We start from the raw sequence: 18,220 nt of genomic DNA, 5'->3' as shown, positions 1-18,220 counted from the left end.
ATTAAACCTCGTCCACGGATTGGCCTTTCAGCGCAGTACGGACCGACTGGTCCATGCGGCGTGCGGCAAATTCCTGGGTTTGTGTGTCTGTATTTTTAATGGCATCTTTAATGGCGTCGGCATCATCACCTGCGGCAACCGCGCTCAACTGCGCCATTGCCTCATCGATAGCCTGACGTTCTGCGGCGCTGAGCAGCGCGGCATCGGCGGCCAGCGCACTGACCAGGCTCTCTAACACGCGTGCGGCTTCGACTTTTTGCTCAGCCAGCATACGCGCCTTGATATCCTGTTCGGCGTGACTCATCGAATCTTTGATCATGGTGGCGATTTCGCCGTCGGTCAGGCCATAGGATGGCTTCACCTGAATGGAGGCTTCGACGCCGGTCGATTTCTCCATGGCGGTCACGCTCAGCAGGCCGTCGGCATCCACCTGGAAGGTCACGCGAATATGCGCGCCGCCGGCCGGCAGTGCCGGAATACCGCGCAGCGCAAAACGCGCCAGCGAGCGGCAATCCTGCACCAGTTCACGCTCGCCTTGCATCACGTGAATGGACATCGCGGTTTGGCCATCTTTGAAAGTGGTAAATTCCTGCGCGCGCGCCACCGGAATGGTGGTGTTGCGCGGGATGACTTTTTCCACCAGGCCGCCCATGGTCTCCAGCCCTAAAGAGAGCGGGATAACGTCAAGCAGCAGCAGTTCGCTGTCGGGCTTGTTGCCCACCAGGATGTCGGCCTGAATCGCGGCGCCAATGGCCACCACTTTGTCCGGGTCGATGGTGGTCAGCGGGGGACGGCCAAAGAACTCGCCGACGCGCTCACGCACCAGCGGCACGCGGGTTGAACCGCCGACCATCACCACTTCCAGCACCTCTTCCGCCGCCACGCCCGCATCTTTCAGCGCACGACGACAGGCCAGCAGGGTCCGTTTGACCAGCGGCGCAATCAGTTCATCAAACTGGCTACGGGTAATCTCCCCTTGCCAGCCACCCACGTTGACGCTGACGACGTCGGCATCGCTGAGGGCGATTTTGGCGGCGATGGCCGCATCCAGCAGCTCGCGCTGCAGGCGGTTGTCGCGACGATCGCTCAGGCCCGCCTGTTCGCGCAGATAATCTGCCAGCAGGTGGTCGAAGTCATCACCGCCAAGCGCAGAATCCCCGCCCGTGGCCAGCACTTCAAACACCCCACGGCTCAAGCGCAGCACTGAAATATCAAAGGTGCCGCCACCGAGATCGTAAACCGCAATCACCCCTTCCTGACCGGAGTCCAGACCGTAGGCAATTGCCGCCGCGGTCGGTTCGTTCAGCAGACGCAGCACGTGCAGGCCCGCCAGACGCGCGGCGTCTTTAGTACCCTGACGCTGGGCGTCGTCGAAATAGGCCGGAACGGTAATGACCACGCCATCAAGCTCGCCGGACAGCGCTTCGGTGGCCCTGGCGGCCAGCGCTTTCAGGATATCGGCAGAGACGCGAATCGGGTTGAGCAGACCAGCGGCGGTCTGGATCATCGGCAGACCATTTTCACTGGCCTGTAGCTGGTAAGGCAGATGTGGATAGCGAGTCTGAATATCGGCCAGCGAACGCCCCATCATACGTTTTACCGAGCTGATGGTATTGACCGGATCCTGGGCGGCATTCTGCCGGGCATCGTAACCGACGCTCAGGCCAGATGCCTGGTAGTTCACCACGGAAGGCAGGAGGTAACGCCCCTGGTGATCGGGCAGTGTTTCGGCCTGACCGCTACGCACGGTAGCGACCAGAGAATTGGTGGTGCCAAGGTCAATCCCCGCGGCCAGACGACGCTGATGCGGCGCGGCGCTCAGACCAGGCTCACTAATTTGTAATAAGGCCATAATTGCTTCCGAAAATTAAAAATCGAGCAGTTTTTCTTCGAGTTGTTCTGCCACGCTCTGAAGTTTATCGAGAAAACGCAGTTTACGCACGGTATCCGCCGCCACGTCCCACGTCTCGTTACTTAATTGTTCAACAACCTGCTGATGACGAAGGTCATACATCCCCTTCACCCGCTTGATAAACGCCGCCAGCCGCGCTTCATCCTGCGACTTTTCGATCTCATCCAGCTCTTCACGCAGCTCCAGCTGTTCCATCAGGAAGGCGGTATCGCGCACGGTGTGCTGCTCGCTGGCTAAATCGTAGCCATGGAGCGAAAGGAGATATTCGGCGCGGGTCAGCGGATGACGGAGAGTTTGCCACGCCTGGTTGATCGTGGCGGATTGCTGCACGGAGGCAAGCTGTTCGGCCGCACTCGCGCTGGCGAATTTGTCGGGATGATACTGGCGTTGTAGATCCTGGTACCGGACAGCCAGCTGTTCTTGCGAAAGGGTATAACTGACCGGTAACCCGAAGAGGGTAAAATAGTCCATAGTAACCTCAGGGTTAACGAGATAAAGCAAACCCCACGCGCAGCAAAGCTACGGTGGGGTCAGGGATAACCGATTACACGTTAAAGCTTTCGCCGCAACCACACTCATCTTTAACGTTAGGGTTGGTGAATTTAAACCCTTCGTTCAGGCCTTCTTTGACGAAGTCCAGCTCAGTGCCGTCGAGGAACTGCAGGCTTTTGCCGTCGATCACTACCTTGACGCCTTTATCTTCAAACACGGTGTCTTCTGCCGCCGGCTCGTCAACAAACTCCAGCACATAGGCCATACCTGAACAGCCAGAAGTGCGGACCCCTAAGCGCAGACCGAAGCCTTTGCCACGGTTGGCCAGGAAGGAATTAACTCGCGACGCTGCGCTGTCGCTAAGAGTAATCGACATACAATAACCTCTTAATTATTTCGCTTCACGTTTGCTTTTATAATCCGCAATCGCGGCTTTAATCGCGTCTTCCGCCAGGATCGAGCAGTGAATTTTCACCGGCGGCAGTTCCAGTTCATCGGCGATATCGGTGTTCTTGATCGCCTGAGCTTCATCCAGAGATTTCCCTTTCACCCATTCGGTGACCAGGGAGCTGGAGGCGATAGCGGAACCGCAACCATAGGTCTTGAAGCGCGCGTCTTCAATGATACCTTCATTGTTGACTTTGATCTGCAACTTCATGACGTCGCCACATGCCGGTGCGCCAACCATGCCGCTGCCGACGTTCTCATCGCTGTTGTCGAAAGAACCAACGTTGCGTGGATTCTCGTAATGATCGATAACTTTTTCGCTGTATGCCATGATGAATTCTCCTTATACCCTACCGATTAATGATGTGACCATTCGATGCTGTTCAGATCCACGCCCTGCTTGAACATATCCCACAGTGGAGACAGATCGCGCAGACGGCCGATGGATTTACGAACCAGATCAATGGTGTAGTCAATCTCTTCTTCGGTAGTGAATCGACCTAAAGAGAAACGGATAGAACTGTGTGCCAGTTCATCAGTCATGCCCAGTGCACGAAGCACATAGGACGGCTCAAGACTTGCGGAGGTGCAAGCTGAACCCGAGGAAACGGCCAGGTCTTTCAGCGCCATAATCAGCGACTCACCTTCAACATAGTTGAAGCTGACGTTGAGAATGTTCGGCGCGCCCTGCTCAAGGTCACCGTTGAGGTAAACCTCTTCCATATCTTTTACGCCTTCCCACAGACGGTTACGCAGACCGCGCAGACGCGCCATCTCGGTTTCCATCTCTTCTTTCGCGATACGGTAAGCTTCACCCATACCGACGATCTGGTGGACAGGCAGCGTACCGGAACGCATGCCACGCTCGTGACCGCCACCGTGCATCTGCGCTTCAATGCGGATACGCGGTTTGCGACGAACGTACAGTGCGCCAATACCTTTAGGTCCGTAAATTTTGTGACCGGAGAAGGACATCAGGTCAACTTTCAGCTGGCTCAGGTCGATAGGCAGTTTGCCCACGCTCTGGGTCGCGTCAACGTGGTAAATGATGCCACGCGCACGGCACAGTTCGCCAATGGTAGCGATATCCTGTACCACGCCAATTTCGTTGTTCACGTGCATGATGGACACCAGGATGGTGTCGTCGCGCATCGCGGCTTCCAGCTCTTTAAGATCGATAATCCCGTTGCGTTGTGGCGCCAGGTAGGTGATCTCGAAGCCTTCACGCTCCAGCTGGCGACAGGTATCCAACACCGCTTTGTGCTCGGTTTTGCTGGTAATAATGTGCTTGCCTTTTTTCTGATAAAAGTTAGCAGCACCTTTAATGGCCAGGTTGTCGGATTCCGTTGCACCGGAGGTAAAGACGATTTCACGCGGGTCAGCACCGACCAGTTCAGCAATCTGATTACGGGCGATATCAACCGCCTCTTCAGCCTGCCAACCGAAACGGTGTGAACGAGAGGCCGGGTTACCAAAGGTCCCGTCCAGGGTCAGGAATTGCATCATTTTCTCGGCAACACGCGGGTCCACCGGCGTTGTTGCGGAGTAATCGAGGTAAATCGGTAATTTCATTGCTCTTTAACTCCGTACATCACTCAATGCAAGGAACCAGGCAACCGGCTTGATGTACGACCGGGGACACGGGATGCCGTAGCATCCCGGCCTGATTCTGAAATCTTTATTTTATCTTTTATGACTCTGACCGTTTCACCTTGCAGCGCCGAGGCCGCAAGTTGAAACCAGACGAGTGTTACGCACGCAGCTTAACGTCAATGGCGTCCTGAGTGCGGGTATTGCGCTGGGATTCATGGCTATGCTGACGCCCAGAAACATCAAGGATTTCCTGGTTATTAACCAGTTCACCCAGGGTGATGTTGTTCAGGAAGCTGGTCAGACGTTCGCTCAGGTCACGCCACAGTGCGTGGGTCAGGCATTTATCGCCGCCCTGGCAGCCGCCTTTACCCTGACAACGGGTCGCGTCTACTGATTCGTCTACTGCGCTGATCACTTCGCCTACGGCGATGCTACCGGCTTCTTTACCTAACAAATAACCACCGCCTGGTCCACGCACGCTGGAAACCAGACCGTTTTTACGCAGACGGGAAAACAGCTGCTCCAGATAGGACAGCGAGATCCCCTGACGTTCAGAAATATCAGCCAACGGAACCGGGCCCGATTCAGAGTTGAGCGCAACGTCCAGCATCGCGGTCACAGCATAACGCCCTTTAGATGTCAGTCTCATGTCTTACTTAACCTCAAACTCGCCCCTGCCCGGGCTTTTTATTAATATGGGTATTGCATAGCAGGAGCAAGTCTGACATTCCCGAGTAAATTGGTCAACTATTTACTTGACTGTTTTAGTCAGGTATTTAACCTTCCGTGCGCTCATGTGCTTGCGTGGCCTACGTTTTTGTCGGTCTTGCAAGCAGCCCATCCTCGGGAAACCGGCATCACTGCTCTTTATTTTTTTGCTCAATCGACGCCAGCATGCCGCGCAGAATGTTCAGTTCCTGGCTTTCCGGGCGTGCGCGCGTAAACAAACGACGCAGTTTATTCATCACCTGCCCTGGGTGGGTGGCGCGGATAAAACCGGTGGAAATCAGAGTCTGTTCGAGGTGACCGTAAAAACGCTCTAAGTCATCGACCAGCGGATAAGGCGTTTCATCATGTTCTACCGCCGGGGCATCCTGCTCCTGCGCGGCCAGCCAGGCCATACGCACTTCATAAGCGATAACCTGTACGGCCATCGCCAGGTTCAGCGAGCTGTATTCCGGGTTAGCGGCGATCGCAACATGGTAGTGGCATTTCTGCAGTTCGTCGTTGGTCAGCCCGACGCGTTCGCGGCCAAAGACCAGCGCTACTGGCGCATGCTGCCCTTCCGCCACGCTCTTCAGACCACATTCGCGCGGGTCGAGCATCGGCCACGGCAGAGTACGCGAGCGGGCACTGGTACCGACCACCAGGCTACAGCCTGCCAGCGCTTCATCGAGGGTATCGACGATCTGCGCATTACCGATCACATCGCTGGCACCCGCAGCCAGGGCGATGGCCTGAGAGTCAGGTTTAACCAGCGGATTGACCAGCCACAGGTTAGTCAGCCCCATGGTTTTCATGGCGCGGGCAACGGAACCCATGTTTCCAGTGTGTGATGTTTCTACCAGTACGATTCGAATATTTTGCAGCATTATGGTTCTTCGGCTAAAGATTATTCACGCATGCTATCATAAAACGGAGACATAAGGAGATTTGGCTGTTATTATGTGCGCCGTTTTTTCCCGTTCTTTAACATCCAGTGAGAGAGACCGATGCATCCGATGCTGAACATCGCCGTGCGCGCAGCGCGCAAGGCGGGTAATTTAATTGCCAAGCACTACGAAACCCCAGACTCCGTAGAAACGAGCCAGAAAGGCAGCAATGACTTTGTGACTAACGTCGATAAGGCAGCCGAAGCGCTGATTATTGAAACCATTCGCAAGTCTTACCCGCAGCACACCATCATCACCGAAGAAAGCGGTGAACACGCAGGTGAAGATCAGGATGTTCAATGGGTTATCGATCCACTGGATGGCACTACCAACTTTGTAAAACGCCTGCCTCATTTCTCTGTATCTATCGCCGTACGCATTAAAGGCCGTACTGAAGTCGCGGTGGTTTACGATCCAATGCGCAACGAACTGTTCACCGCGACCCGTGGTCAGGGCGCACAGCTCAACGGCTACCGTCTGCGTGGCAGCACCGCTCGCGATCTGGATGGCACAATTATCGCTACCGGCTTCCCGTTCAAAGCCAAGCAGCACGCCACCTCTTACATGAATATCCTGGGCAAAATGTTCACCGAATGCGCGGACTTCCGTCGTACCGGTTCTGCCGCTCTGGATCTGGCCTACGTTGCCGCTGGCCGCGTTGATGGTTACTTTGAAATCGCGCTGAAGCCGTGGGATTTCGCCGCTGGTGAGCTGATTGCTCGCGAAGCTGGTGCGATCGTTTGCGACTTCACCGGTGGTCATAACTACCTGCTCACCGGCAACATCGTGGCGGGTAACCCGCGCGTGGTTAAAGCGATGCTGGCCAATATGCGTGACGAACTGAGCGAAGCGCTGAAGCGTTAATCTCTCTCACTTTCCCCCGGTTCGCCGGGGGGAAGTTGCTTTTCAAAACGGCCGCAATCCGCCGCCGCCCGGTACTGCACTACTCCACATCACCACCGCCGCCGCCAGTAAAATGACGCCGCCGGAGAGCGCCAGCGTCGACCAGCCAATTTGCTGCCAGAGCGGAGGCGTTTTACTCCCGCTCAGCTTCACGGCCAACTGACGAAAACCATGCACCAGCAACGCCAGTCCGCTGATAGTCAGTGACGTCCCCGCCGCCATGGCCAGTGCCGCCGCCATACCCCAGCTAAATACGCCAATCACCTTGCTAAACAGCAGAACCATAATCGCCCCTGAACAGGGACGCATCCCCATCGACAACACGATCGCCAGCCGTGCGCGCCAGTCATCGCCGCTCTGGAGTTGTTCCGGTGCCGGCATATGCTGATGCCCGCAGCCGCAGTGCGCATCATGAACATGGTGGGGCGTAAACGCGGTAAACCGAGGACGGCGCAGCAGTCCCCGTAGCTTTTTCAGCGCCCGCCAGCACAACAGCAGACCCAGCACGCCAACCAGCAGATAGCTGCCTTTCTCCAGCCAGAAGCTGCTGAGATGCAGCTGCCTTGCGGGCAACTGCAACACCGTCAGCACCACTACCACCAGCACAATCGCCACCACGCCCTGCAGCAGCGAGGCGGCCAGCGTCAGAGCAATACTGGATTTTAGCTTCGCCGGATGCGTCGCCAGCCAGGTGGTAATCACTATCTTGCCGTGCCCCGGTCCCAGCGCGTGCAGCACACCATAGATAAAACTAAACGCCAGCAGCGTAAAACCTGCCGCTGACGGGTTATCCGCCACGGCCTGCAGCAGCTGGCTCAACTCAACATTCAGCGCCCGCTGCCAGCCGGTGCTTTGCAGCAACACCTGCGGCCAGGCGCGCCAGAGCCAGATGCCAGCCCCTGTGGCCAGCAGGAAAAAAACGGCCAGCGGCCACAGCTGACGCAGACGCGACGCCCGGGTCGCTGGAGACAGAATTACTGACATGTCAACGTCACCTTCTGAGCAAAGTAGGTTCCCAGCGCCATGTCCTCCGGCGGTGCGTCGGCTTTATCCAGCGACAGTGCAAACGTCGTCATTTTTTCATTTGGCTCCGGCGTTACCACCTTCACCTTGCACATCGTGCGTAATGCCTCAGGCAGCGTGACGTCGCTCGGGTGGTCATAATGCATATCAACATAATAGGTCGGGTCAAATGTCGACAAGGTCAGGGTTTGTCCCGCTAAGGGCTGTGGAGTTGCCAGCGGCATCGTGAACGTCAGCACCGCCTGATGGCCTTCGCGCTCAAGGCCATAGCCGTCGGGCCGGTTATCGAATTTGACCCGCTGCTGGTTATGCCACAATTCGCTGAAATAGTGCTGACCGAGGACATTGGCCATCACTTCTGCCGCCAGCTTTTTCCAGATCTCATCTCCCGGCTTCGCCTTCCCGGCATCGTAGAGCAGGTCTGCGGAGGTGATCTCATCCATGGTCCAGCGCATCTTAAACCCGGTCAGCAGCCCGTTATCGGTCACGATGTCCGTTTTCATGCTGATGAAGCTATGCGGGTGCGCTAGCACGCTAAATGATAAAACCATGAAAAATGCCGCACTGGTGCATTGTTTCACTCTCTTCATCTATTCCTCACGTGAAAAATTCTGTGAACCTCGCCAGCATTCCTGACGTAAAGCCGCCGAACGGCCCTGATCTCCATTCATCCATTGGCTATTCTTAGCGAAAACCCTAACTGGAACTCACCAGATGATGACCGTCATTGAACCACCATCTGCGCTTTCCAGTCCACAGCGCCGTAGCCAGGTACTCCTGATGTTTTATCTGCCCGGGCAGTCAGTGACGCCCGAACAGCTTAGCCACATCAACCAGGTTGATGAAGCAACGGCCCGGCAGGATATCACGGAGACGGAACGTGAAATTCAGCGTTACCACCGATTGACGCTCTCGTCACAGGTGGACGGTAGCTACCGGATTGAAGGCGCCGTTATCGATCAACGCCTCTGTCTGCTGCATGGCCTGCGGCGGGCGCTGCGTTTATGCCCTCATTTTATTGCTCACCATTTTACGCCCGCCTTAAAAACACAGCTTAAACGACAGGGCATTGCGCGGACGCTGTATGACGACACCAACCTGCGGGCGCTGGTGAATCGCTGCGCGCGCGCGCTCAACCGGCAGTTTGATTGTCGGGATATGCACTTCCTGTGCCTGTATCTGCAATATTGCCTGCTGCAGCATCATCAGGGGCTGACGCCAGATTTTACCCGCGAGCAGCAGCGCTGGGCGCAGGAAGCGGCGGAGTTCACGTTGGCGCAGGAGATCGTCCGCCATTGGCAACGCCGGGTCTCCAGCTCGCCGCATGCGGGTGAACAGCTGTTTCTGACGCTGCTCTTTATGTTGCTGAAGACCCCCGATCCGATCCGTGATGGCCACCATCAGGACCGGCGACTGCACCTGGCGATTTCCCACTTAATTCATCGTTTCCAGCAGCTGGCGGGACGGCCGTTTAGCGACGATCAGGGACTCAGCGATCAGCTCTATATTCATCTGTCGCAGGCCCTCAACCGCAGCGTGTTCGCCATCGGCATCGATAACGCCTTACCGGAGGAGATTAGCCGGCTCTATCCGCGCCTGATGCGCACCACTCAGCAGGCATTGAGCGAGTTTGAAGCCGCGTATGAGATAGCCTTTAATCAGGAGGAAGTGGGGTTAATTGCGGTGATCTTCGGCGCATGGCTGATGCAAAAAAGTGACCTGCATGAGAAGCAGGTGGTGCTGCTCACCCATGATAATCCTGACCGTGAACAGGCGCTGGAACTGCAGTTGCGCGAGCTGACCCTGCTGCCGCTCACCATTAAATATCAGAGCGTGCATACCTTTCAGAAAGAAGGGGCGCCGAAAGGGGTGACCCTGGTCATCACGCCCTATGCAACCGCACTGCCGCTGTTTTCGCCGCCGCTGTTCCACGCGGAAGAGACCTTCAGCGATCACCAGCGGCAGCATATCTGTAAGATGCTGGAGGATTAGGCGACCGCTTTCGGCCGCAGCACCAGCGCCGGAAGCGCCACCAGCGCCATTACCCAGAACACTCCCTGATGCAGGTGCTGGTAGAGGAAACCGGCAAACACCGTCATGATGGCAATGCTGCCACCCATCGCCACCGCGGAGTAGACCGCCTGCAGGCGAATCACTTCGCTGCCCTGACGTGCGGAGATATAACGCATCGCCGCCAGATGACAGACCGTGAAGGTCCCACAGTGCAGGATCTGCGCGATAATTAACCACGGTAGCGCAGTGGTAGACCCCATCAGCGTCCAGCGAACCAGGCCACACACCGCCGAAATCAACAGCAGTTCCCTGGCGCTGAAGCGACTGAAAACTTTTTTGCTTAGCGCAAAAATAACCACTTCCGCCACGACGCCCAACGACCATAAATAGCCGATGGCGGAGGCCGAGTATCCAGCCTCCTGCCAGTAGATAGCGCTAAAGCCATAGTAGGCGGCATGCGCGCCCTGCAACAAACAGACGCAGGCGAGAAAACGCCAGCTCTGGCGCACCAGCGTCAGCCAGGCCGCCAGCCCCGCCCCTTCCTGGTGACGGGACTCGCCTTGCGGCATCACCGAGGGCTTCAGCAACATCCCCAACAACATCGAGGCGGTCCCGAGACTGAGCAGCACCAGAATCGCCCGGTAATCAAACAGGCTGACCAGCTTACCGGTCAGCGCGGAGCCAATGACAAACGCCACCGATCCCCACAGACGCACGCGCCCGTAATCCATGGTGATCTGTTTTTGCCAGGTGTTCGCCAGTGCATCGGTCAGCGGCACCAGCGGGGAGAAAAAGAGGTTGAAGCCGACGATCACCAGCGTCAGCCAGGCGACGTGGTTTCCGGCCCAAAAGGCCAGCGCAAACAGCAGCACCAGCAGCGCCAGGACACGCAGGGCGAAAATCAGGCGGGAGGGATCGCTGACCCTGGGGGCGATCAACAAGCTCCCAAGGAAACGGGCGACCAGCCCCGCTCCCAGCAGCATACCGATGGTTTCCGGCGTTAAGCCCGTTCCGGCCAGCCAGACGCTCCAGAATGGCAGGAAGATGCCGTAGCTAAAAAAGTAGGTGAAGTAACTAAGCGCCAGCCAGCGCGTGGAGTGCAAAACCATGATTCCCTCCTGAATGGAGGCGATAGTCTGGCGATAAAGCATAGCCGGCGCAAGCCAGGGATTTTGAGTGCCTCCGCGAAACAGACCCTAATCGACGGTGATTTTCAGCGCCCATGAAACGCTATCCCCCGGACCTAAAACCACCAGACCTGGCTGCCCCGCCATGTTGTGCGCGTTGACCGGGTGGCTCTGCGGCTCCAGGCAGATAAACGGTTCACCCGACATGCGGAACAGCATCAACCACGGAGTTTGTGATGAAATCGTGACTGACATCACGCTTCGCTGTATGTTCGCGACGCCGTTCCAGCCGGAATAGCAGACATTCAACCAGCGATCCTCGCCATACGTCGGCCGGGAGAAATCCCCGCTTTCAGGCAGATCGCCGCGCCAGCCCAGTGGCAAATGCGATGCACCTTCCGGCCAGTGGCCGCTCGCCTGGAACTGCACCAGACTGTGCTGTTCGAAGGCAAAGAACGGGTGAAAACCACCACCGTACAGCATGGGGGCCTGCCCGCAATGTACCAGCGTCATCGTGGCGTGAAGCGTTCCGTGCTGCAGTTCGTAGCGTATCCGGGCCTGATAATCAAAACCGCAGGCGTGCTGCTGGCGCAGCTGTAACAGACAGGAGTGGTCAGCCTGTTCCAGCACCTCCCATGGCAGCAGCCAGCCGTCGCCGTGCAGGAAGAACTGCTCATCGGCCTGGTGATGCGGCAGCTGGATCTCGCGCCCCTGAAACCTAAAACGGTTTCCGGCTACCCGATTTGCCAGTGGCAACATCGGAAACATGCCGCCAGCCGGGTTTTCATACAGCACCGGTGCCTGATAGCGTGGTGAAAACAGGCTTTGCACTTTGCCGCCCAACGTTGAGACGCGCATCCTCAGATGCGCGTTTTCCAGCATCAACGCCTGTGTCATTAGCGGGTCTGCTCGTGTTTCATCGCCTGACCACCGGCATGACGCTGTGCTAGTTGCTCCTCCAGCGCTTCTAAGGTAATGCCTTTCGTTTCCGGCACGTTGCGCAGAATGTAGAGGTATCCGGCAGCGCAAATCACGCCGTACAGCAGGAAACTGCCTGATGCCCCTAGCCCGGCATTAAGCAATGGGAAGGTATAGGTTAACAGGAAGCAGGCAATCCACAGCGCCACTGTCCCCAACGACATCGCCAGCCCCCGGACACGGTTAGGGAAGATTTCCGCCAACAATACCCATGTCACCGGCGCCAGGGTCAACGCGTAGATGGCAATCGCGGCCAGTACCAGCAACAGCACCGGCCACCCCATAATGCCCATGGCATAGGCGCCGGCGATCAGCACATAGATAACCGTCAATCCGCTGGCCCCCAGCAGCATTAATTTACGGCGGCCGATTTTATCCACCAGCGGCAGGGCTGCAATCGTAAACACCAGGTTTACCACCCCGGTCGCCACAATCGATTTCAGGGTACTGTTGATATCAAATCCCGCTGAGGCAAAAATCTCCTGCGCGTAATTAAAGATGACGTTAATCCCGCACCACTGCTGAAATATCGCGAGAACCATCCCAATGATGACGATCGGTTTTACCTGCGGGGCCAGCAAGGCGCTGTAGGAGACTTTGTTGTTATCTTTTTCCAGGGTATGCGCGATTTCACGCAATATTCTGTCGGCGTAATCGGCAGAGCCAATACGCTCCAATGCGGCACGAGCGCGCTCTGGTTTACCGGCTTTCATCAGCCAGCGCGGGGACTCCGGTACAAAAAACATCAGCACCAGAAAGGCCAGCGCCGGCACCAGTTCCGCGCCAAACATCCAGCGCCAGCCGGTCTGACCGTTCCAGGTATCCACGATCATCTGCTGTGTCGCCCCCGTCGCCACCGGTTCAGCAATCATCAGGTTGATCAGCTGGGCCGCCAGCACGCCAATCACGATAGTGAGCTGGTTGACCGCCACAAAGCGCCCTCTTTTTTCGGCCGGGCTGACTTCGGCGATATACAACGGACTGAGCGCCGATGCCAGACCAATGCCCACGCCGCCCACAATGCGGTAAAACACAAACATGTCGAAATTGCTGGCCAGCGCCGTCCCCCACGCCGAGGCGCTGAACAGAACGGCAGACAGAATTAATGGCAGCTTGCGCCCCAGTTTATCGGCGCACCACCCCGAGATTAACGCGCCAAAAACACAGCCCACCAGCGCCGAACTCATAGCCCAGCCGGACTGCGCCGGGTCGGTAATCGAGAACCAGGCTTCGTAAAATGGCTTCGCGCCACCAATCACCACCCAGTCATAGCCAAACAGTAAACCACCGCAGGCGGCAACCAGACAAATAGTCCAGACGTAGCCCATTTTCAGATGTGTCTGCGCGTTATTCATAATGATTCCTCTATAAGGGAAACGCAGGGAACAGTAGGGTTCAGGCGGGACCAGCCCGCCCGTTTGAGGTTCAGGAAAAAATGCCGCTTTGCAGGGCATGTTGAATCAGATGCGCCTTATCATGAGCAGGATTGATGCGCAGAAGCCGCTGCATCACCTGCTGGCTGGCGGGGATGTTACCCAGTCCCAGATGGCCAAGCGCTTCAATAAACAGGCAGTGTTGTTGATGCTGCTGTTGAGCTGAAACATCGAGGACCACCAGATCCGGGAGAGAAACGGCAAAAAAGTCAGCCTGCGGAACGTCATCCCGATGCTGTTCCGCCCAGGCGATAAAGCCGCGGAAATGCTGATCGGCCTGCGCAATATTGCCGCACTTACGTAAAGCCATGCCCTGCCAGAAAAGGTAATCGGCGGGTTGATCGTTGTAGTAACGTCCGGCATCCAGCGTGGAACCGCCTTGCAGAGCGCGCTGATAGTACTGCGCTGCCTGCAGCACCTCTCCGGCGTGTTCCGCACAATACCCCAGCAGATACCAGATATCGTTATCCGTCTGCCCCGGCAGTCGCCCCTCCCCCAGGTTGTGGGGATAGTGCAATGCCTCATGCAGATATTGCGCCGCCGGCAGGTACTCATGATGTTCAACAGCACATAGCGTCCGGTGAAGCTGATTAAGCAAATACTGACCGGTCATCTTCCCTTCACCCCCTTCCCAGGGGTGAAAGTCTCGCGAGCTAAGCACAGACGCCGCTTCCGCGTAATGGCCGGTGATGTGCCACAGGCTTAACAGTTCAGCAGTCAGATCGTCACGTTTGTGCACCACCGCCTGACGCGTCGCCAGCGTCTCCAGGCGTTCAGCTACGGGAGTGCCCAGTAATTTCTGAAGAAAATCAAGCTCGAAGAGGAAGCGAGCGTTGTCTGGTTCCAGCGCGACGGCGCGTTGTAAACAGGCCAGCGCCTGTTGCGCATCCTGCTGTTTGTTCCAGGCATAGACCCCCAGTAAACGATGCGCCGGTGCATAATCCGGGGATGTCTCCAGCGTCTTATGCCAGCAGCCTACCGCGTCTTCATAACGACGCTTGCTGTACCAGAAACAGCCCAGCAGATACTGCGCAAAGGCGCTGTCGCCCAGAGTTTGCAGCATCTGGACTTCGTCGAGCGTGTTGGGGAAACGAACTTTTCGGGCATGGCACTTCTCGGCCGCCGCGATAAATAGTGCCCGTTGTGTTGCGTCATTGCTTAACGAGGCGCGCCACAGCAGCGGTAACGCTTCCTGGCAATCCAGCAGCGCAAGGACCTCTGTTGCCGCCTGCTTTTGCCCAAGCGATAACAGCCATCCCGCCAGCAGGCTGGCATTAATTCCCCTGCCACCGGTCACGCGCAACAGGTTCTCACGGGTCTCATCGCCTGGTGCAATCATCCAGCGCATGCAGTGCAGCGGATAGCTCAACGGATAGCGTTCAATACAGGCGGCACTGTATTCCAGCGCGTCATGTATCGACGCAGACTGCGCCAACGCCAACGTTTTCAGCCCCATTGCCAGATGGTTACCGGTATTGAATTGCAGGCTAATATTCACTTTTTCCAGCGCGTCGGCCGTATCGCCGCGCTTCATCGCCAGGCGCGCCAATGACCACCAGGCCGCGTCGCGACAGTTGCCGCTCCAGGAGGCTTTGTAATAATGATCCCAGGCGCCAGCGTCATCGCCCTGCCGTTCCAGGGCATTAGCCAGCAGCATACTGGCTTCGCCATCGCGCGGATTTTTATTCAGCCGATGGGCGCGGCACAACGCGGCACGGGCACAGTGCTCAGCGGATGCCCAGTCGGCGCGATTAAACGCCAGCGTCCCCAGGGCCACGTTGTTGCGATAGTCATGCGGATCCAGAGCAATTGCCCGACGATAGTAGTCGGCGGCATAGCGGCTTGCGTGGTTGTACTGCTCAAGGTGCTGGCCGATAAAATAGAGTTCATCGCCATTGTGAATCGCTTCCGGCAGCGCTGGCGCGGTGGCCGGTTCGGGTAACGGGGTCTCCTGAGCCAGATGTTCCCGGTAATCCAGCAGCGTCTGGCCTTCTGCGGTTTTCACCTGGAGGGTCAAACGTCCGAGGCCGTTTTCCGGCAGCGTCTGGAGCCAGCTCTCACCCGGCTTGAGCGACAATTGAGTTTCATAACGCGGCTGATTATCGTCGCTGAGCTCAACCACAATATTCTCCAGCGGCGCGATGGCATACACGCCAACCTGCAGCTGCTCAGATTCGCGAACCAGCTTCAGCGCCAGCTGTGTATTGGCATTTTGCACCATCCCTAGCTCGCTATAGGGAAGGAAGTTTTGCACAAACACCTTCTCTTCATAAGGCGCAAGCCAGGTAAAGTCAGGCTGGTTATCGGTGAACACGCCGGTCATCAGCTCGATGTAAGGACCATTTTCATCGGTCAGATTGCGGTCCCAGGCCTGGCCGAAATCACCGTAGCCCCAGCTCCACTGTTTTTTACCCGGCGAGACATGGTGATCGGCGACATGCAGCAGCCCGCCGCGCTCGTCATGGTGATAGGCGCCGACAAAATCGTAGTCCGATTTCTCCGCCATATAGGAAGTTGGCACCGGGACGTTCTTATAGCGGGAGATATCAACGCCCGCGGAGTAGTCCACTTTGTAGTAAGTGCCAGTCGCAATCGGGAACGCCGAGACATCACGCTTGCCGTGGTCGAAGACCGCGGTCACATCCGGTGGGAACACGCTCTGATGGGCATCGCCGCCTTTAACCGCGGGATTGGCCCACCACAGGAAATGACGCGGCGTCGAATTACCGTTAAACACCTTACCGGTGATTTCAATCAGCGCGCGGTCAGGATAGAGCGTAAATCCGGTCATAACCTGCAAGCCGCGCATCGGCTCGGCCTCCCCCATCCATACGGTCTGCACGCCGTCTTCTCGCTGCTGGATCGAAAAATCGACCGGCATAAAGGTGGTCGGACGGTGATGCTGCGGCCAGTTGAACTCAATGCCGCCGGAGATCCACGGCCCAAGCAGCCCCACCAGCGCCGGCTTAACCACTTCGTTGTAATAGACAAAATCGCGTTGTTTGACTTTGTCATACGCCCGATGAATGCGGCCCCCAAGCTCCGGCAGCAGCATGATGCGAATAAAGTCATTCTCCATCCATAGCGCCTGATATTCGCGCATTTCCCGCTCGCCGGTCAGCGTATCAATCACGCCGTAGGGATAGACGCTGCCGGAAGAGCCCTGATACACGCGTTTTTCAAGGAACATGGGGTTCGGATCTTCCGTGCCCGTCGTCCACGTCGGTAATGAAATCGTTTCCTGCCAGACCTTAACCGCACCGTACATGACGCCTCCACTAAAACAAATAAAGTAAAAGATGTTATGACAGCAGTTTATATCGCTATATAGCTGCTAAAATGCGCAATGCTCACGCAATATAGTTAAGGGAGTTAAGTGTATGCAGCGAACCGGTTTCAATAACGCCCGGGTCAGGCAAGCCAATAAATCGGTTTTCCTTTCCCACCTCTGGCGGGCGAAGCAGCTCAGCAAATCGCAGCTTTCTCAGCTCAGCGGTTTATCTATCCCGGCAGTGAGCAATATCCTCGACGAGTTGTTACGCGACGGACTGATTAGCCACTCCAGCGAAAAGATGAGCAACCGGGGCGTCAATAGCGGAAGTTTTCAGATCCCGCAGCACGGCGCCTGGACGCTATGCATGAACATCACACCGACCAGCATTGAATATCAGCTTGCCGACGCGCGCTTGCTGGCGACTGGCCCCCTCCAGCATTTGCACATCGATGCTCCCACGCCACAGGCTCTGCTTGCGGCGATTACCGGATGCTGGCAGGAAGTCCACCGCCAGTATCCGCAGTCGCGTATCAATCTCGCATTGGGCGTACATGGACAGGTCGATCCGGTGACCGGGGTATCGCAAACCATGCCCCAGGCGCGCTGGAAAACGCCGGTGGAATTAAAATACCTGCTGGAGGAGAAGCTCAACGTTCGGGTTATGGTCGATAACGACTGTGTGATGCTGGCGTTGGCGGAAAAATGGCAGAATGATGGGCATCAACTGGATTTCTGCGTAATTAACGTCGATTACGGTATTGGTTCGTCATTTGTGATCAACGATCAGGTGTGGCGCGGAAGCCTCTACGGTAGTGGACAAATCGGCCATACCATCGTTAATCCTGACGGTATGGCCTGCGATTGTGGCCGATACGGGTGCCTGGAAACGGTGGCATCGCTCAGCGCGCTGAAGAAACAGGCGCGGACATGGTTAAAAACGCAGCCTGACGCCAGCCTCTCTCCGGATAACATCACCACCGAGTCACTGATGAACGCCTGGAGAGCAGGCGATATGCATATTCGCGCCTGGGCCGACAGCGCCGCCAACGCCATTGGCTTAAGCCTTTATAACTTTCTGAATATTTTAAATATTAACCAAATCTGGCTCTATGGTCGCAGCTGCGCTTTTGGCGAGGCGTGGTTGAGCACTATCGTCAAACAAACCGGTTTTAACCCCTTCGATCATGGTGATTCCCCCCGGACGCACGCCACCCAGATTGGCTTCGGCCACCTGAGTCGCCAGCAGCAACTGCTCGGCATTGGTTATCTGTACGTGGAAGAGCAGCTGCAGGCGTTACGCTGAACGCAAAAGGTATGTGGCAGATCACAAAATTGTGTATTACGTTTAAATCACTCGTCTTCACAACGGATTG

The 18,220-nt window shown here is 56.6% G+C and carries 16 protein-coding genes; 3 read left to right on the top strand and 13 right to left on the bottom strand.

What is annotated here, in order from left to right; translation table 11 throughout:
* Nucleotide 1: 1 nt before the first annotated feature.
* The 7 genes from hscA to trmJ all read right to left on the bottom strand — a co-directional run bounded on the left by hscA (nt 2) and on the right by trmJ (nt 6,036).
* Complete coding sequence (gene hscA / locus ACMYSP_RS18740) at nt 2-1,852, bottom strand: Fe-S protein assembly chaperone HscA (RefSeq protein ID WP_434583542.1); 1,851 nt, start codon at nt 1,850-1,852, stop codon at nt 2-4.
* A 15-nt stretch (nt 1,853-1,867) separates the two neighbouring features.
* Entirely contained in the window at nt 1,868-2,383 is a 516-nt protein-coding gene (gene hscB, locus ACMYSP_RS18735; protein ID WP_434583540.1) for a co-chaperone HscB, read from the bottom strand.
* Nucleotides 2,384-2,456: 73 nt separating this feature from the next.
* On the bottom strand, nt 2,457-2,780 hold the full coding sequence (gene iscA, locus ACMYSP_RS18730; RefSeq protein ID WP_123755385.1) for an iron-sulfur cluster assembly protein IscA: 324 nt from the start codon (nt 2,778-2,780) through the stop codon (nt 2,457-2,459).
* 15 nt (nt 2,781-2,795) lie between these two features.
* A complete protein-coding gene (iscU, locus tag ACMYSP_RS18725) occupies nt 2,796-3,182 on the bottom strand; it encodes a Fe-S cluster assembly scaffold IscU (protein WP_002913991.1) in 387 nt (128 codons plus the stop codon).
* 26 nt (nt 3,183-3,208) lie between these two features.
* Nucleotides 3,209-4,423 (bottom strand): cysteine desulfurase, encoded by a 1,215-nt coding sequence (gene iscS / locus ACMYSP_RS18720; RefSeq protein ID WP_123755386.1) that lies wholly within the window; start codon nt 4,421-4,423, stop codon nt 3,209-3,211.
* A 178-nt stretch (nt 4,424-4,601) separates the two neighbouring features.
* Nucleotides 4,602-5,093, bottom strand: coding sequence for a Fe-S cluster assembly transcriptional regulator IscR (gene iscR, locus ACMYSP_RS18715; RefSeq protein ID WP_041146727.1), 492 nt, complete (start codon nt 5,091-5,093; stop codon nt 4,602-4,604).
* A 208-nt stretch (nt 5,094-5,301) separates the two neighbouring features.
* The gene (gene trmJ, locus ACMYSP_RS18710) at nt 5,302-6,036 is read right to left on the bottom strand and encodes a tRNA (cytosine(32)/uridine(32)-2'-O)-methyltransferase TrmJ (protein ID WP_434583538.1); all 735 of its coding nucleotides are present in this window, start codon (nt 6,034-6,036) and stop codon (nt 5,302-5,304) included.
* A gap of 120 nt (nt 6,037-6,156) precedes the next feature.
* Here trmJ and suhB point away from each other — a divergent pair, with 120 nt between their 5' ends.
* On the top strand, nt 6,157-6,960 hold the full coding sequence (gene suhB / locus ACMYSP_RS18705; protein ID WP_123755388.1) for an inositol-1-monophosphatase: 804 nt from the start codon (nt 6,157-6,159) through the stop codon (nt 6,958-6,960).
* A gap of 42 nt (nt 6,961-7,002) precedes the next feature.
* On the opposite strand, the gene ACMYSP_RS18700 is transcribed toward suhB, so the two are convergent.
* On the bottom strand, nt 7,003-7,983 hold the full coding sequence (locus ACMYSP_RS18700) for a nickel/cobalt transporter (protein WP_434583537.1): 981 nt from the start codon (nt 7,981-7,983) through the stop codon (nt 7,003-7,005).
* Nucleotides 7,974-8,612 (bottom strand): DUF1007 family protein, encoded by a 639-nt coding sequence (locus ACMYSP_RS18695; protein WP_434583536.1) that lies wholly within the window; start codon nt 8,610-8,612, stop codon nt 7,974-7,976. The genes ACMYSP_RS18700 and ACMYSP_RS18695 overlap by 10 nt, the downstream gene beginning before the upstream one ends.
* A 124-nt stretch (nt 8,613-8,736) precedes the next feature.
* Between ACMYSP_RS18695 and csiE the strand changes: the two genes are divergently transcribed.
* Nucleotides 8,737-10,014: a stationary phase inducible protein CsiE gene (gene csiE, locus ACMYSP_RS18690; RefSeq protein WP_434583535.1), complete on the top strand. Its 1,278-nt coding sequence runs from the start codon at nt 8,737-8,739 to the stop codon at nt 10,012-10,014.
* Here csiE and ACMYSP_RS18685 read toward each other — a convergent pair.
* The 4 genes from ACMYSP_RS18685 to ACMYSP_RS18670 form a co-directional block, all read right to left on the bottom strand.
* Nucleotides 10,011-11,144 (bottom strand): 3-phenylpropionate MFS transporter, encoded by a 1,134-nt coding sequence (locus ACMYSP_RS18685; protein WP_434583534.1) that lies wholly within the window; start codon nt 11,142-11,144, stop codon nt 10,011-10,013. The two genes, csiE and ACMYSP_RS18685, sit on opposite strands and share 4 nt — an antisense overlap.
* An 87-nt stretch (nt 11,145-11,231) precedes the next feature.
* Nucleotides 11,232-12,059: an aldose 1-epimerase gene (locus ACMYSP_RS18680; protein WP_434583533.1), complete on the bottom strand. Its 828-nt coding sequence runs from the start codon at nt 12,057-12,059 to the stop codon at nt 11,232-11,234.
* The gene (locus ACMYSP_RS18675; RefSeq protein WP_434583532.1) at nt 12,059-13,495 is read right to left on the bottom strand and encodes a sugar porter family MFS transporter; all 1,437 of its coding nucleotides are present in this window, start codon (nt 13,493-13,495) and stop codon (nt 12,059-12,061) included. The genes ACMYSP_RS18680 and ACMYSP_RS18675 overlap by 1 nt, the downstream gene beginning before the upstream one ends.
* Nucleotides 13,496-13,565: 70 nt before the next feature.
* Entirely contained in the window at nt 13,566-16,841 is a 3,276-nt protein-coding gene (locus ACMYSP_RS18670) for a DUF5107 domain-containing protein (protein WP_434583531.1), read from the bottom strand.
* Between the two features lie 112 nt (nt 16,842-16,953).
* Here ACMYSP_RS18670 and ACMYSP_RS18665 point away from each other — a divergent pair, with 112 nt between their 5' ends.
* Nucleotides 16,954-18,150: an ROK family protein gene (locus ACMYSP_RS18665; RefSeq protein WP_434583530.1), complete on the top strand. Its 1,197-nt coding sequence runs from the start codon at nt 16,954-16,956 to the stop codon at nt 18,148-18,150.
* Nucleotides 18,151-18,220: the final 70 nt, after the last annotated feature.

Source organism: Klebsiella sp. R390 (assembly GCF_051131745.1).
Classification (GTDB): Bacteria; Pseudomonadota; Gammaproteobacteria; order Enterobacterales; family Enterobacteriaceae; genus Klebsiella.
This window is presented reverse-complemented; position numbering and strand designations above follow the sequence as displayed.

Coding starts and splice junctions, on each gene's coding strand:
- ACMYSP_RS18700 (WP_434583537.1), bottom strand. CDS start 7,983: ATGTCAGTAATTCTGTCTCCAGCGACCCGGGCGTCGCGTCTGCGTCAG.
- ACMYSP_RS18675 (WP_434583532.1), bottom strand. CDS start 13,495: ATGAATAACGCGCAGACACATCTGAAAATGGGCTACGTCTGGACTATT.
- iscR (WP_041146727.1), bottom strand. CDS start 5,093: ATGAGACTGACATCTAAAGGGCGTTATGCTGTGACCGCGATGCTGGAC.
- ACMYSP_RS18665 (WP_434583530.1), top strand. CDS start 16,954: ATGCAGCGAACCGGTTTCAATAACGCCCGGGTCAGGCAAGCCAATAAA.
- ACMYSP_RS18695 (WP_434583536.1), bottom strand. CDS start 8,612: ATGAAGAGAGTGAAACAATGCACCAGTGCGGCATTTTTCATGGTTTTA.
- iscS (WP_123755386.1), bottom strand. CDS start 4,423: ATGAAATTACCGATTTACCTCGATTACTCCGCAACAACGCCGGTGGAC.
- iscA (WP_123755385.1), bottom strand. CDS start 2,780: ATGTCGATTACTCTTAGCGACAGCGCAGCGTCGCGAGTTAATTCCTTC.
- trmJ (WP_434583538.1), bottom strand. CDS start 6,036: ATGCTGCAAAATATTCGAATCGTACTGGTAGAAACATCACACACTGGA.
- csiE (WP_434583535.1), top strand. CDS start 8,737: ATGATGACCGTCATTGAACCACCATCTGCGCTTTCCAGTCCACAGCGC.
- hscB (WP_434583540.1), bottom strand. CDS start 2,383: ATGGACTATTTTACCCTCTTCGGGTTACCGGTCAGTTATACCCTTTCG.
- iscU (WP_002913991.1), bottom strand. CDS start 3,182: ATGGCATACAGCGAAAAAGTTATCGATCATTACGAGAATCCACGCAAC.
- suhB (WP_123755388.1), top strand. CDS start 6,157: ATGCATCCGATGCTGAACATCGCCGTGCGCGCAGCGCGCAAGGCGGGT.
- ACMYSP_RS18680 (WP_434583533.1), bottom strand. CDS start 12,059: ATGACACAGGCGTTGATGCTGGAAAACGCGCATCTGAGGATGCGCGTC.
- ACMYSP_RS18685 (WP_434583534.1), bottom strand. CDS start 11,144: ATGGTTTTGCACTCCACGCGCTGGCTGGCGCTTAGTTACTTCACCTAC.
- ACMYSP_RS18670 (WP_434583531.1), bottom strand. CDS start 16,841: ATGTACGGTGCGGTTAAGGTCTGGCAGGAAACGATTTCATTACCGACG.
- hscA (WP_434583542.1), bottom strand. CDS start 1,852: ATGGCCTTATTACAAATTAGTGAGCCTGGTCTGAGCGCCGCGCCGCAT.